This is a genomic window from Sphingomonas tabacisoli, from assembly GCF_042678385.1.
Taxonomy (GTDB): domain Bacteria; phylum Pseudomonadota; class Alphaproteobacteria; order Sphingomonadales; family Sphingomonadaceae; genus Sphingomonas_B; species Sphingomonas_B tabacisoli.
On the sequence record NZ_JBHUDY010000001.1, the window covers coordinates 351,576 to 365,261 of the forward strand.

Annotated in this window: 13 protein-coding genes; 8 read left to right on the forward strand and 5 right to left on the reverse strand. The window is 67.0% G+C overall.

Translation table 11 applies throughout. The annotated features are described in order from the left end of the window. Positions 1-13 precede the first annotated feature (13 nt). Positions 14-679: a Crp/Fnr family transcriptional regulator gene (locus ACFSCW_RS02025; protein WP_380886372.1), complete on the forward strand. Its 666-nt coding sequence runs from the start codon at positions 14-16 to the stop codon at positions 677-679. Here ACFSCW_RS02025 and ACFSCW_RS02030 read toward each other — a convergent pair. Together ACFSCW_RS02030 and soxR are read right to left on the reverse strand one after the other, a co-directional pair. Then, positions 665-1,261, reverse strand: coding sequence for an AraC-like ligand-binding domain-containing protein (locus ACFSCW_RS02030; RefSeq protein ID WP_380886374.1), 597 nt, complete (start codon positions 1,259-1,261; stop codon positions 665-667). The two genes, ACFSCW_RS02025 and ACFSCW_RS02030, sit on opposite strands and share 15 nt — an antisense overlap. Before the next feature lie 69 nt (positions 1,262-1,330). After that, on the reverse strand, positions 1,331-1,783 hold the full coding sequence (gene soxR, locus ACFSCW_RS02035; protein ID WP_380886375.1) for a redox-sensitive transcriptional activator SoxR: 453 nt from the start codon (positions 1,781-1,783) through the stop codon (positions 1,331-1,333). Positions 1,784-1,853: 70 nt separating this feature from the next. Between soxR and ACFSCW_RS02040 the strand changes: the two genes are divergently transcribed. Further along, positions 1,854-2,894 (forward strand): questin oxidase family protein, encoded by a 1,041-nt coding sequence (locus ACFSCW_RS02040; protein ID WP_380886377.1) that lies wholly within the window; start codon positions 1,854-1,856, stop codon positions 2,892-2,894. A gap of 59 nt (positions 2,895-2,953) precedes the next feature. Here the strand turns inward: ACFSCW_RS02040 and ACFSCW_RS02045 are convergent, their stop codons facing one another. From ACFSCW_RS02045 to ACFSCW_RS02055, 3 genes are all read right to left on the reverse strand, one after another. Next, positions 2,954-3,583: a hypothetical protein gene (locus ACFSCW_RS02045; RefSeq protein WP_380886379.1), complete on the reverse strand. Its 630-nt coding sequence runs from the start codon at positions 3,581-3,583 to the stop codon at positions 2,954-2,956. A 129-nt stretch (positions 3,584-3,712) separates the two neighbouring features. Then, positions 3,713-5,515 (reverse strand): DUF885 domain-containing protein, encoded by a 1,803-nt coding sequence (locus ACFSCW_RS02050; RefSeq protein ID WP_380886381.1) that lies wholly within the window; start codon positions 5,513-5,515, stop codon positions 3,713-3,715. A gap of 107 nt (positions 5,516-5,622) precedes the next feature. Further along, the gene (locus ACFSCW_RS02055) at positions 5,623-6,102 is read right to left on the reverse strand and encodes an RcnB family protein (RefSeq protein WP_380886383.1); all 480 of its coding nucleotides are present in this window, start codon (positions 6,100-6,102) and stop codon (positions 5,623-5,625) included. A 149-nt stretch (positions 6,103-6,251) separates the two neighbouring features. Here ACFSCW_RS02055 and pheS point away from each other — a divergent pair, with 149 nt between their 5' ends. The 6 genes from pheS (at position 6,252) to ACFSCW_RS02085 (ending at position 13,624) form a co-directional block, all read left to right on the forward strand. Further along, the gene (gene pheS, locus ACFSCW_RS02060; protein WP_380886385.1) at positions 6,252-7,334 is read left to right on the forward strand and encodes a phenylalanine--tRNA ligase subunit alpha; all 1,083 of its coding nucleotides are present in this window, start codon (positions 6,252-6,254) and stop codon (positions 7,332-7,334) included. Beyond that, the gene (gene pheT / locus ACFSCW_RS02065) at positions 7,331-9,715 is read left to right on the forward strand and encodes a phenylalanine--tRNA ligase subunit beta (RefSeq protein ID WP_380886387.1); all 2,385 of its coding nucleotides are present in this window, start codon (positions 7,331-7,333) and stop codon (positions 9,713-9,715) included. The genes pheS and pheT overlap by 4 nt, the downstream gene beginning before the upstream one ends. A gap of 181 nt (positions 9,716-9,896) precedes the next feature. Next, positions 9,897-11,327: a S41 family peptidase gene (locus ACFSCW_RS02070; protein WP_380886389.1), complete on the forward strand. Its 1,431-nt coding sequence runs from the start codon at positions 9,897-9,899 to the stop codon at positions 11,325-11,327. A gap of 48 nt (positions 11,328-11,375) precedes the next feature. Next, positions 11,376-12,065 (forward strand): ferritin-like domain-containing protein, encoded by a 690-nt coding sequence (locus ACFSCW_RS02075; protein ID WP_380886391.1) that lies wholly within the window; start codon positions 11,376-11,378, stop codon positions 12,063-12,065. After that, the gene (locus ACFSCW_RS02080) at positions 12,066-12,506 is read left to right on the forward strand and encodes a GtrA family protein (RefSeq protein ID WP_380886393.1); all 441 of its coding nucleotides are present in this window, start codon (positions 12,066-12,068) and stop codon (positions 12,504-12,506) included. Then, entirely contained in the window at positions 12,506-13,624 is a 1,119-nt protein-coding gene (locus ACFSCW_RS02085; protein WP_380886395.1) for a glycosyltransferase family 4 protein, read from the forward strand. The genes ACFSCW_RS02080 and ACFSCW_RS02085 overlap by 1 nt, the downstream gene beginning before the upstream one ends. Positions 13,625-13,686: the final 62 nt, after the last annotated feature.

Genomic DNA, 13,686 nt, shown 5'->3' on the forward strand with positions numbered 1-13,686 from the left:
GATTGTCACTTTGGTGACAAAGCTGGATTCATTTCGTGCGGCGCTGATGGCGAATGGCTGGTTCGCGGCCCGCTCGGCTTCGGTGCAGGAAGGTCTGATAGCGGCGGGCCGCGTCGTCGCTTTGGCACCCGGCCAATGGGTCTATAGCCAGGGCGATCCTGAGACCGGGTTGTGTGCCGTGCTCGAAGGAACGCTACGCCTCGAAGTCGCGATCGGCGACGACCGCGACGTGTTGATCGGGCTGGCTCGCCCCTCGACCATCATCGGCCAAAGCGCGCGTCGGGGCGGCGGCCCGCGGCTGCTGACGGTGAGGGCGAGCGGCGCGGCGCGCGTCCTGCTGATCTCCGACGCCGCGCTGGAACGCGTGGCGGCGCGGGAACCGTCGCTGTGGCGGGACCTGAACGAGCTGGTCTATGCCGAGCTTGAAACGCTCCTCCGCTTCAGCGCGCTCCTGCTCGCGCAGCGGCCAAAGGCGCGCTTGGCCTGGCAGCTCACGCAGCTCGCAACGGACGATGTCGTCACCGCGACCCAAGCCGATCTTGCCGAGCTGACCGGCGTCACGCGTAAGGCGGTCAACGCCCATCTGGCTGCCTTCGAAAGCGCCGGCTTGGTCAGCCGCGGCTATGCGCATATCCGCGTCCTGGCTCCCGATCGGCTGCGCGGATTAGCTGCGCGATGAACGCACCGCCTGGGCGAGCGCCTCGATCAGCGACTCGACGAACGCCGCCGCATCGGCGTCGGGACCCGCATCGCGCAGCGCCAACAGTTTGTCTCGAAACCCCGCCGTCGCGGCGGCTGGGACCACCAGGCCGTGCAGCCCCAGCACCGGCCCCAGCCGCGCTTCGGCGAGGGCACGCGGCACCGCCATCTGGACGGACCGCCCCGCCGACATCGTCATCGTGATCGGCTGCGCAAGGTCGAACAGTAGCCCTTCGCCCGCGCCGAGCTGGAATTCCTGCCGGCCCGCCGTTCCCTCCATTTCGCCTTCGAGCAGAAGGCCGGCGCCCAGCATGTCGATGCCGTCGGCGGCAATGCGTTCCGGCGAGCGCTCAAGCAGGCGCGCGGTGCCGGATGCGAAGGACACCGCCACTTCGCCCAGCTCGATCGTTTCCGCGGCGGTCGAGAATTCGCCAATGGCCGTCGACTTGAACAGCGCGGCGATGCTCGGCCATCCGCGCTCGGACCATAGTTCGTGCCGCTGCGCGGGCGGCAACGTGTCGGTCGAATAATGGCCGCGCCTGAACTTCTCACCCGCGTCCATCACTCGCTCCCACGCAACATACGCACAAAGATTTAACCTGGATCAATAATCCCCGGCGCAATCAACGGTTCAATAGCCCCCTGGTTCATCGCCGAGCAGATAACGCGGTCCCGCACCCCCGTGCGCGGCGCGGTCGGCGGGGTTGTAGAGCGCGCAGGTGTCCAGCGAAAGGCACCCGCAGCCGATGCAGCCGCCCAGCCTGTCGCGAGTGCGCTGGAGCAAGGCGATCCGCTCTTCCAGCCGGCCATGGATGCGGGTCGAGATACGCTGCCAATCGGCGCGCGTCGGGTTGCGGCTTTGGGGAAGGGCGACGAGCTCGGTCTCGATCTCGGCAAGGCTCAGCCCCACGCGCTGCGCGATCAGAATGAAGGACAGCCGCCGGATGTCGCCGCGCAGGAAGCGTCGCTGGTTGCCGCTGCTGCGCAGGCTCTGCACCAGCCCGCGCGCCTCGTAGAATCGGATCGCGGAGATCGACAGGCCCGTGCGCCGCGCCAGATCGCCGATCGTCAGCAGTTCGGCCATGCTTGACCTCAACTTAGGTTGAGGTTGCACGACTCGCACGCATCGGCCCCGTCCACAAGAGGAGACAACCATGCTGCAAGCCGTTCGCCCGATCGAACCCGTCGCCGACACGCTCGATTCCGCGCTGATCGACCTCGCCCGATATGGCCCGGAAATGACCAATGGCTTCACCACCCACGCGCCGATGGTCGCCGAGGCGTTGGACGTGCTTGGCCGTGGCGACGCGATTGCGGACTGGATCGAGCGCCATCGCGCTATGATGATGCTTTGGCCTGACGAGCGTGGGCCGATCCTCGACTGGCGTGCGGCACTCGGCCGGGCCGAGCGAGTCAGCGACTGGCGGGCGTTGTTCAGGGGCGAGCTGACGGAAAGGCACTGGCCGGAAGTGCTCGCGCGCTGGGTCCCGCGCTTGGCGCCCGGCGCGAGCGCCGCGGCGCTGCACGGGCTAATCCGCGTCGGCCACGCCGCGCGCGCCCTCAGCCGCGCCGAGACGCAGCCCCGCCTCGACGAACTCGCGTCCGCCCTGGCCAGTTGGGCATCGGAATATTCGGAGCTGCAGGTCGCAAGCAGCCTCGGTGCGCCGCAGTCCGCCGCCGAGACTGCCCTGTCGCGCCTGCCCTTCCTGCCGGCGGACCGGCGCCGGAACGGCGGCTCGATCGTCGCCGCGTTGCAGGCGCTGGACGAGCACCCGCCCTTCGCCCGCGCCTTTCACTGGCCCGCGATCGAAGACGCCGAAGCGAGCGCGCGCGAACTGGCCGATCTGTTCGCCCGCATCTTCCTCGCGAATGTCGATTCGCCGCTGCATGCGATCGTGTTTACCCACGCGATCACCGGCACGGCGGCGGTGATGCACCTGCTGCCGTTAGTGCGCGAGGCCGAGGGGGGCGCCCTGGTGCGCCATGTCTGGCACGCCGGATGCGGGCTGTATGCGGCTTACGGAACCCGGCCGCCCGCGTCGGCGCCCGAAGGCAGCCTGCCGCGCGACCTGATCGATCGCGCCGTCGCGAACGGCGACGACCATGTGATCAAGCTGACGGAGGCAGTCCTAGCGCTGGAGTTGGAACCCGCCTTGGCCGGCGCCGTAAGCGAGCGGGCAATGGCGTATTTGTGAACGGTTGGGCGCCCCCCCCCCCGCCGCGTGAAGCCGGCCGTGCGGCGCGCCCGAATGAGTCAGAATTGCAGATCTTCGCCGTTGCGCAGCCTGCGTGCGAGCGTGTCCCGCATCGACAGGGCCGGGGGCACGTGCTGCGGGACTGAGGCATGGGCGGGTCTTGCCGCCGCACCGCGTCGAAGCAACATGCCGCCGGCAAGGCCGAGCGCCGTGAGGCCGAGCATCGCCCAGACCGTTTGCGCGTCGGGACCGGCGTTCGCCGCTTCGTTCGCAGGAAAAGCAAAGGCGATCAGCGTCTGCTCGCCGGTCCGCCGGATCGAGATCGAGGCGTCGTCCGCAAAGCCGCGCCAGCGCGCAACATCGGCGGCGCGCTCGGGCAGGCCATAGCGGCCCTGCAGCATCTGTGCGGCCGTCTCATAGTCGCTCGCGTCGAGGGCGATGGTCAGCGAACGCGCCTTGCCCGCCGCGTTCAGCGCCAGCGTGCTGCGCTGGATCGGCAGGCCGCCGAACTCGGTGCGGGCGAGCGTGCACATCTTGCCGCTGCTCCCGCCGCTCATGTCCTTATCGCACGTCGCGACGCTCGCGGCGTTCGAAAGATCGTCGGTGCCGTTGATCGCGCCGAAGCTCAGTTTTGGGGATGCGGCCGCCAGCGCAGCCGCTGAAAAGGCGAGAACCACAACGCCGGTCACGCGAACATGCTTTCCCTTCGCGGTCAGCGCAACGCTGCCGCCCCGCAGCCACTACGCGCGGGCGTCGAAACGGCTGCATGGAAGCGTGTATTTTTTCAAAGCGTCCCGTTCGGCCGGGATCGCCCTGCCTCAGCCCTTCTTCTTTGCCGCGATCCAGGTGTCGATCTTCTTTTCGAGCACCGCCATCGGCAGCGCGCCGGTCATCAGCACCTGAGCGTGGAATTCGCGCGCGTCGAACTTCGGGCCCAGCTCCTGCATCGCCTTGGCCTTCAGCCGCTGGATGGTGAGCGCGCCGACCTTGTAGGCGAGCGCCTGGCCCGGAATGGCGATGTAGCGCTCGACTTCTGCTGTGGCTTCCGTGCGGCTCATGCCGGAGTTGGCGAGCATATAGTCGATCGCCTGATCGCGGCTCCAGCCCTTGGCGTGAATGCCCGAGTCGACGACGAGCCGCATCGCGCGCAGCATCTCGTCGTTCAGGCCGCCAAAGCGTTGATAGGGATCGGTCTCCATTCCGAGCGGCTTCCAGAGCGATTCGGCGTAGAGGCCCCAGCCCTCGGCATAGGCGGTGTTGCCGCCGAAGCGCATGAACGCGGGCAGCGCCGCATTTTCCTGGGCCAGCGCGATCTGGAAATGGTGTCCCGGCACGCCTTCATGCAGGAACAGGGTTTCCTCGCCCCACACGCGGCGGGACGGCAGGTCATAAGCATTGAAGTAGAACACGCCCGGCCGCTTGCCGTCCGGCGAGCCGGGTTCGTAGGAACCGCCGGCCTGGGTCTTTTCGCGGTAGGTTTCATACGGCCGAATCTCGAGCGGCGTCTTCGGGATCGTCGAGAATTGTTCGCGCACGCGGGCATCGACGCGCTTGCCGATCGCATAGAAGTCCTCGGCATAGGCCTCGCGGCTCTTCGGCTGGAACTTCGGGTCGGTGCGCAGATATTCGAAGAACTCGGCCAGCGTACCCTTGAAGCCGACCTGGTTTTTCACCGCCTCCATCTCGCCCCTGATACGCGCGACTTCGGACAGACCCAGATTGTGGACATAGTCCGCGGTCAGCGGCAGCGTCGTGTTGGTCTGGATCATATAGGCGTAGAGCTTGTCGCCACCGGGCATGAACTTAAGGCCGACGCCGTCGCGGGCGGCCGGCAGATATTCGTTCTTCAGGAAATCGCGCAGGCGAATGTCGGCGGGCAGGATGCCGTCGCGGATCGCCGCGGCATATGCGGTCTTCAGCCGCGCCTGGTCGGCGGCGGAGATGCCGGCCGGGAATTTGGTCACCGGCTGATAGAAGGTCGATCCTTCAACGCCCTGCTTGATCTGGGTGTCGAGCTGCTCGATCACATTGTTTACGATCAGCTTGGGCTGGACGACGCCCGTCTTCATGCCTTCGCGGAAGCGCGCGATCGAACGGTCGAGCAGCGCGATATAGTCGCGGTGCCGCTTCAGGTTGTTCTCATAGTCCGCGACCGTCTTGAACGGCGCCGCGCCCTGGCCCGAGGCGAAGGTCGGGTAGAAGACATGGAAGCCGAAGAAATGGTCGATCGGCCGCACCGCGGTCAGCGACAGGATTTCCGGGCTCAGGCCCTTCAGCGTGTCGAGCGTCTGCCACTCGAACACGTCATAGGCGATCTGGTTGGTGGGGGTGAGCTTCGCGCGCGGAATGGCGTGGAGGTTCTTGAGGTCGCTTTCGGCGGCGGCGCGCGAGGCGTTGAAATAGGCGTCGCTGCCGAAATCGCCCAGGCGGTCGGCGTAACGCATGTCGCCGCGGAAGATCGCGGAGATCGGGTTGAGCTTGAGCTGCGCTTCGTCGCTGTCGTGGAAAAGCTGGGTCAGCCGCTTGTTATAATCGACCGTCTGATGGGCGGCCTGCTTGGCGGGCGCGGCGAGCGCGGGGACGGCAAGGGCAACGGAAGCGAGCAAAAGGGCAAGGCGCATTGGGGTCTCCGAAAGCGGGAGTGTGTTGCGCCTTTAGAACAGTGAAAGCAGGATTGAAAAGGGGCGAAGCGGCTCGCCTGCACGACGAGCCGCTCCGTTTGAGCTCCTTAGTAGAAGAAGCCGTTGATGACCTGCAGCACGCGGCCATTGCGCACGTTGATCAGCAGCACGTCATTGCCATAACGCACCCAGCGCTGCGGGCCGACGGCGGCAGGCAGGCGATAGCGATACGGATCGGCGATCCAGTAGCGCTGGCCGTAAAAGGCCGGGTTCAGCGCGATGCCAACGCGAGCCGGGCGATAGGCGTAGCCACGGGGCGCGTAGTAGCGCGGCATCGTGTAGAGCTGGCGATTACGGGCACGATAGTCGCGCCAATCCTCGCGCGCTTCCTGGCGGGCGTCGCGGAGATTCTCGCGGGCCTCGCGCCGGTCGTGGCGGTCGCCATAGCGGTGCGCGTCCTGCAGGTCCTGCCGTGCATCGCGCGCACGTTCCTGGCTCTGCCGCGCTTCCTGATAGCTTTGCGCCATCGCGCCGGTCGCCGGCAGCACGGTCGCGGCCATCAGAGCCGAAATCACAAACTTACGCATCTACTTGTCCTCCTTGAAATACTGTGGACGGGAGCCCTGTTGCCCGAGTCGGACTGAACCGGCTCCGAATCGATCTGTCAGGTGACAGCAAGGTTCGCAGAGACGCTTGGGTTGCGCGGCCGGTTCCCATTTGCTTTGGGGAGCGCCGCATGACGGACATTGCACAGATGCAGAGCGACGCGCTGGGCGCGATCGGCGCGGCGGCGACGTTAGACGCCCTGGAAGCAGAGCGCGTGCGCCTGCTCGGCAAGCAGGGAGCGGTCACGGCGCTCCTGAAAACGCTGGGCGGCATGACCCCCGAACAACGCCAGACCGAAGGCCCGCGGATCAACGGCCTGCGCGAGGCGGTCTCCGCCGCGATCGCCGATCGCAAGGCAAGCCTCGAAGGCGCGGCGCTGGAAGCGCGGCTGGCCTCCGAGCGAATCGACCTTAGCCTGCCCGCGCCCGAGCAGCCGCGCGGATCGGTCCACCCCGTCAGCCAGGTGATGGACGAGCTCGCCGAGATCTTCGCCGACATGGGCTTCGCCGTCGCGACCGGTCCGGAGATCGAGGACGACTGGCATAACTTCACCGCGCTCAACATCCCGGAGACGCACCCGGCGCGCGCGATGCACGACACTTTCTATTTCCCCGACCAGATGGCCCGGGATGGCAAGAAGATGCTGCTGCGCACCCACACATCGCCGGTGCAGATCCGGACGATGCAGACCCAGCAGCCGCCTATCCGCATCATCGCGCCGGGCCGCGTCTATCGCTCCGACAGCGACGCGACCCACACGCCGATGTTCCACCAGATCGAGGGACTGGTGGTCGACAAAGGCATCCATCTCGGCCACCTCAAATGGACGCTGGAGACCTTCCTCAAGGCGTTTTTCGAGCGCGAGGATATCGTGCTGCGCCTGCGCCCCAGCTATTTCCCCTTCACCGAACCGTCCGTGGAAGTGGACGTCGGCTTCACTCGTGTGAACGGCCGTCGCGTGCTGGGCGGCGACGAAGGCTGGATGGAGCTGCTCGGCTCCGGAATGGTCCACCCGCGCGTGCTGAGGAACTGCGGCATCGATCCGGACGAATATTCGGGCTTCGCGTTCGGCGTCGGCGTCGACCGACTCGCCATGCTCAAATACGGAATGGACGATCTGCGCGCCTTTTTCGACGGCGACCTACGCTGGCTGCGCCATTACGGCTTCTCGGCGCTCGACGTGCCCACCTTGAGCGGAGGAGTGGGCGCATGAAGTTCACCCTGAGCTGGCTCAAGGAGCATTTGGAAACCGAAGCGACGCTCGAGCAGATCGTCGACACCCTGACCCGGATCGGCCTCGAAGTCGAAGGCGTCGAGAACGCCGCGGAAAAGCTCGCCCCCTTCCGCATCGCCAAGGTGCTGACGGCCGAGCGTCACCCCCAGGCCGACAAATTGCAGGTTCTCTCGGTCGATGCCGGCGAAGGCCCGGTGCAGGTCGTGTGCGGCGCGCCCAATGCCCGCGCGGGGCTGGTCGGCGTGTTCGGCGCGCCGGGCGCTTATGTGCCGGGCTCCGACCTGACCTTGAAGGTGGCGGCGATCCGCGGCGTCGAGAGCCGCGGCATGATGTGCTCGGCGCGCGAGCTGGAGCTCGGCCAGGATCATGACGGCATCATCGAACTCGCCGCCGACGCGCCGGTCGGCGCGAGCTACGCCGAATGGGCCGGGCTGAACGACCCCGTCATCGACGTCGCGATCACGCCCAACCGGCAGGACTGCATGGGCGTGCGCGGCATCGCCCGCGACCTCGCCGCGGCCGGGCTGGGCACGCTGAAGCCGCTCGGCGACGTTTATCGTATGGGAACGGTGCAGCCGGTCGACGGCAGCGAGCCCGCGCCCGACGTGCGCACCGACGATCCCGAAGGCTGCCCGGCCTTTTACGCGCAGGCGGTGTCCGGCGTCACCAACGGCGCCTCGCCCGAATGGATGCGCCAGAAGCTGAACGCGATCGGGCAAAAGCCCATCTCGGTGCTGGTCGACATTACCAATTTCGTGTCGATCGATCTCGGCCGGCCACTGCACGTCTATGACCGCGCCAAGCTCAAGGGCGCGCTGGTCGCCCGCCGCGCGAAGAACGGCGAGCAAGTGCTGGCGCTCAACGGCAAGACCTACACGCTCGACGACACGATGACGGTGATCGCCGACGATGCCGAGGTGCACGACATCGGCGGCATCATGGGCGGCGAGCATTCGGGCGTGTCGGAGACGACGACCGATGTGCTGATCGAATGCGCCTATTTCACGCCCGAGCATATCGCGCGCACCGGCCAGAAGCTGGGGCTGACCAGCGACGCCCGCCAACGCTTCGAGCGCGGCGTCGACCCGGCTTTTCTCGACGAGGGCCTCGCGATCGCGACCTGGCTGGTCACCGAACATTGCGGCGGGCGCCCAAGTGCCGTCACCCGCGCCGGCGCGCCGCCGACGGAGCGGAAGACGCTGCGCTACGATCCGGCGCTGGCGCTGAAGCTCGGCGGCATCGAGGTGGCAGCCGAGGAGCAGGCGGCCATTTTGAAGCGGCTCGGGTTTGAGGTTTCGCCCGACTGGACAGTCACCGTCCCCACCTGGCGGCGCGATATCGACGGGCCGGCCGATCTGGTCGAGGAAGTCGTGCGCATCACCGGCATGGACCATGTGCCCTCGACGCCGCTGCCGCGCGCGGACGGCGTCGCCCGGCCGACCGCCACGCCCGAGCAGCTCACCGAGCGCCGCGTGCGCCGGACGGCAGCGGCGCGCGGACTGAACGAAGCCGTCACCTGGAGCTTCATTTCCGAAAAGGAAGCCGCGGCCCTCGGCGGCGGCGCCTGGACGCTCGCCAATCCGATCAGCGAGGACATGAAAGTCATGCGCCCGTCGCTGCTCGCCGGGCTGTTGGCGGCGGCGCAGCGCAACATGGATCGCGGCGCCAGATCGGTGCGGCAGTTCGAGCTTGGGCGGCGCTACCTCGCCGATGCCGAGCGGCCGACGGTCGGCTTCGTGCTCGCCGGTGAGCGCAGTCCGCGCGATTGGCAGAGCGGCAAGGCCCAGCCCTTCGCCGCCTTCGACGGCAAGACCGAAGCGGTGGCCCTGCTGGAAGCGGCGGGCGCGCCGGTCGAAAATCTGCAGGTCATGGGCGACGCTTCGTCGGCCTATCATCCGGGTCAATCCGCGACGTTGCGGCTGGGACCGAAGGCCGTGCTGGCCGAATTCGGCGCGCTGCATCCGTTGCTGGTCAAGGCGTTCGGGCTGGAAGGCGCAGTGGTCGCGGGCGAAATCTTCCTCGACGCGATCCCGGCCAAACGCGCCAGCGGCCGCATGCGCCCGGCCCACACGCCGCCTGCGCTGCAGCCGGTCACGCGCGACTTCGCTTTCCTGGTGCCGGAGGCGCTCGCGGCCGGCGATCTGGTCCGTGCCGTCCGCAATGCCGACAAAGCGCTGATCGCATCGGCAAGGCTGTTCGACGTGTTCACGGGCGCGGGCGTGCTCGAGGGACAAAAGTCGCTCGCGATCGAAGTGACGCTGCAGCCGACGGACAAGACGCTCGCCGACGAGGATTTGGCGGCGGTGTCGGCGAAGATCGTAGCGGCGGCTACGAAGCTAGGGGCTACACTCAGGGGCTAACCCCATCTCCGTTCGGCCTGAGCTTGTCGAAGGCCTGTTCTTTCTTCCTTCCTGCGAGGGCAAAGAAGGGCAGGGTTTCGGCAGGCTCAGCCCGAACGGTGTTTAGGACTCAGCCCGAACCCGTTTGAGAGATCGAGCGAATCGCTGTATAACCCCCTGATCTGGCGGGGAGTTTTGCGTGGTGAAGCGCTGGCGTGATTTCGGCGCGCTGCTCGGTTTGGCAGCCATATTAAGTGCTTGCGGCGGCGGAGGCGGCGGTTCTTCCGGCGGCACCGCCACCACGACTCCAACGCCGGCCGGCTCGGGCAGCAGTTCGACCTGCTCGCTCCTGTCGCGCCAGCAATGGGCGTTCGGCGTGCTGCAGGAATGGTATCTCTTCCCTGAAACGCTGCCGGCCAGCCTCGACCCAAGTCCTTATGCGACGGTCGGCGACTATATCGACGCGCTGACCGCGACCGCGCGCAGTCAGGGTAAAGACCGCTATTTCACCTATCTGACCTCGATCAAGGAAGAGGACGCCTATTACAACTCGGGCTCGACCGCCGGCTTCGGCTTCCGCCTGTCCACCGACGCTGCGCAGAAGCGCGCGTTCGTCGCCGAGGTGTTCGAGACCGCGCCGGCCTTTGCCGGCGGCATGGACCGGGGCGACGAGATCCTCGCGATCGGCGACACGCCCGGCAATCTGCGTCTCGTCTCCGACATCATCGCGGCGAGCGGCACAAGCGCGGTGTCCGATGCGCTCGGCCCTTCGACCGCCGGCGTCACGCGCACGCTGCGGCTGAGCGGCCCCTCCGGCACGCGCGAAATCACGATCACCAAGGCCGATTATTCGCTGCAGCCGGTCTCCAACCGGTACGGCGCCAAGATCATCGACGAAGGCGGGCGCAAGATCGGCTATCTGAACCTTCGCACCTTCATCAGCACCGCCGATTCCCAGCTTCAGAGCGCGTTCGGGCAGTTCCGGGCGGCCGGCGTCACCGACGTGATCGTCGACCTGCGCTACAATGGCGGCGGCCTGGTCGCGAGCGCGCAGCTTCTGGGCGACCTGCTCGGACGGGCGCGATTCAGCTCCGACGTCCAGAACCGCACCGTCTATCGGCCGGAGAAATCCTCGAACAACGAGACGCGCTTCTTCAAGTCGCAAGCCCAGTCGATCGCGCCGATGCGGATCGCGTTCATCGGCACCGGCGCGACCGCGTCGGCCAGTGAGCTCGTGATCAACTCGCAGATTCCCTACTACCAGCAGAACATGGCGCTGGTCGGCGCCAACACCTACGGTAAGCCGGTGGGCCAGATCGCGATCGACAAGAGCCAGTGCGACGACCGGCTGCGCGTGATCGCCTTCGCGACGCAGAACGCGTCTGGCGGCGGCGCCTATTACACCGGCCTCGCCGGCACGGTGCCGGTGACTTGCCAGGCGGGCGACGATTTCAACCACCCGCTCGGCGACCCGCAGGAAGCCTCGACTCGCCAGGCGCTCGACTTCATCGAAGGCAAGAGCTGCACTGCGATCCCGACCGGCCAGGCCGGCCAGGCGCTGGCGAGCAAGCGCCAGCTCCTCGCGCCGCCGCGTCCGAACACGGCGCAGCGCGAAGTCCCCGGGTTGTTCTGACGAAGTTGCGCAGGCGGAACGTAACCCCTTAAGCCGGGTTCTGTCTTAATGCTTGCCTGGTTTCGCAGACGCTATCTGGATCTGCTCGGTTCGATCTACATCTACAACGAGCATCGCGGCTACACGGCGATCGACCGCGTGCTGGAGGCGGTGCGGGCGCGATCGCCCGACGACAAGGCGCTGATCGCCGCGATCGAAAAGCACCGGGCCGACGAGCGGAAGCATTACGTCATGTTCCGCCGCTGGTTCGAGTTGCGCGGCGTGATGCCGTTCGCGGTCGACCGGACGATCGGCCACATTGACCGTTTCGTGGAAATAATGTTCCGCCGGAAAATCGACGATCTCGACACCAAAGCGGTCATCGCCAGCGATGCGTTGTTCGAGCGGCTGTGCCGGGTAATTTCGCTAACGGAACGACGCGGGTACCGACAGGTCGAGGTTCTGCTGCGGCATCCGCTGGTGCGGGACGACAAGGCACTGATCCGGATCTTCCAGGTCATCGAGAAGGACGAGCCGAGCCATTGGGCGCCGTATGACGGCTGGCTTAGCGCGCACGGTAAGCGCGAGCCGCGCTGGTGGGAACGTGCGATCGACAGCTTCATCCATTCCGAGCTGTTGCTGGTGAAGCTGCCGCTGCTGTTCCTGACGCCGGGCCTGAAGCGCCGCACCGACTGGGCCGACGCGCATGAGCCCGCGTCGCGCGCCGCTTCCTTCGTGCCGCAGCCGATCAGCGCCTGAATGCTGGAGGTTCGCGACGCACGCCCGGCGGCGGGACTGTCGGCGCGGTTGCTTTCGCGCAAAGCGGCGGCGATGCTCGCGCGCAACACGGCGGTGAGCTGCGTCGCCTTCGTCTTCGACCTGGCGCTGCTGTGGGCGCTGGTGCGCTGGGCGGGCATGTCCAAGCTCATGGCCGCCGCGATCGGGTTCGTGGCCGCGAACACGCTGCACTATGCGCTGGGGCGGAGCTGGATCTTTCGCGGCACCGATCGCGGCGTCGCCAGCGGCTATGTCTATTTCCTGGTCAATGCCGGGATCGGACTGGCGGTTACGATGGCGCTGTATGCCGCATTCCTGCGCTACACCTCGATCAACTATCTCGTCGCGCGCGTCATCGTCTCGGTGTTCGCCGGCCTGACGGTGTTCGTCCTGAACGCCGTCCTCAATTTCCGCCGCCTCTAATGCGGATCGCCCTATTCTCAGGGAATTACAACTATTTGCGCGAAGGGGCGAACCAGGCCCTGAACCGCCTCGTCCACTATCTGGAACATCAAGCACACCATCAAGTACGGGTCTATTCCCCGGTCACCGCCACTCCTGCCTTCGAACCCGCCGGCACCCTCGTCCCGGTCCCTTCGGTGAAGCTGCCGGTCCGCGGCGAATTCCAGCTCGCGCTCGGCCTGCCGCGCGCGATCCGCCGCGACATTGAAGGGTTCGCGCCGGACCTAGTCCATGTCTCGACCCCGGATATCCTCGGCACCCGCGCCGAAAGCTTCGCAAAGCGCCTTGGGGTGCCGATCGTCGCGAGCCAGCACACCTTGTTCGAGACCTATCTCGAACATTACGGCCTCGGCTGGGCGCGCCCGCTCGCCGAGGCGCACCTCCGCCGCTTCTATCGCCGCGCCGATCATGTGCTCGCCCCGACCCCCGCGCTGGTTTCGGCAATGAAAGAGATGCGAGGCGATGAGCGGGCCAGCGTCTGGAGCCGCGGCGTCGACCGCGACTTGTTCAGCCCCGACCGGCGCGACATGGCGTGGCGTCGGGCGCAGGGCATCGCCGAGGACGAGATCGCAGTCCTGTTCTTCGGCCGGGTCGTGCTGGAAAAAGGCGTCGCGATCTTTGCCGAAGTCGTCGCCGAACTGCAGCGGCGCGGCCATCCTGTACGGCCGCTCATCGTCGGCGCAGGACCGGCGCTGGCGATGCTCGACGGTCTGGCGGGCGTGGTCGTCTGCGGACATCTGGAAGGCGAGGCGCTCGCGCGCGCCGTCGCATCCGCAGACATCATGCTGACGCCCAGCACCACCGAGACGTTCGGCAATGTCGTGCTGGAAGCGATGGCGTCCGGCTTGCCGGTGGTCAGCGCCGACGCACCGAGCGCTCGGGCGTTGATCGAAAGCGGCCGCACCGGACTGATCTGCAGTCCGCGCGACGTGGCGGATTATGTAGCGGCGATCGAGAAGCTGCTTGCCCCCGATGCGCGCCGGACGATGAGAGCCGCGGCGAGCGCGGCGAGCGCCGGCTATTCCTGGGACGCGGCTTCGGCCAGCGTCGAGCGAGTATACCGCACGCTCGTGCGATGACGGAGCGGGCCCTTCGTTCAGAAGGGGAGAGTTTGCGACAGGGCCCGCCCCCGCCCCTCCCG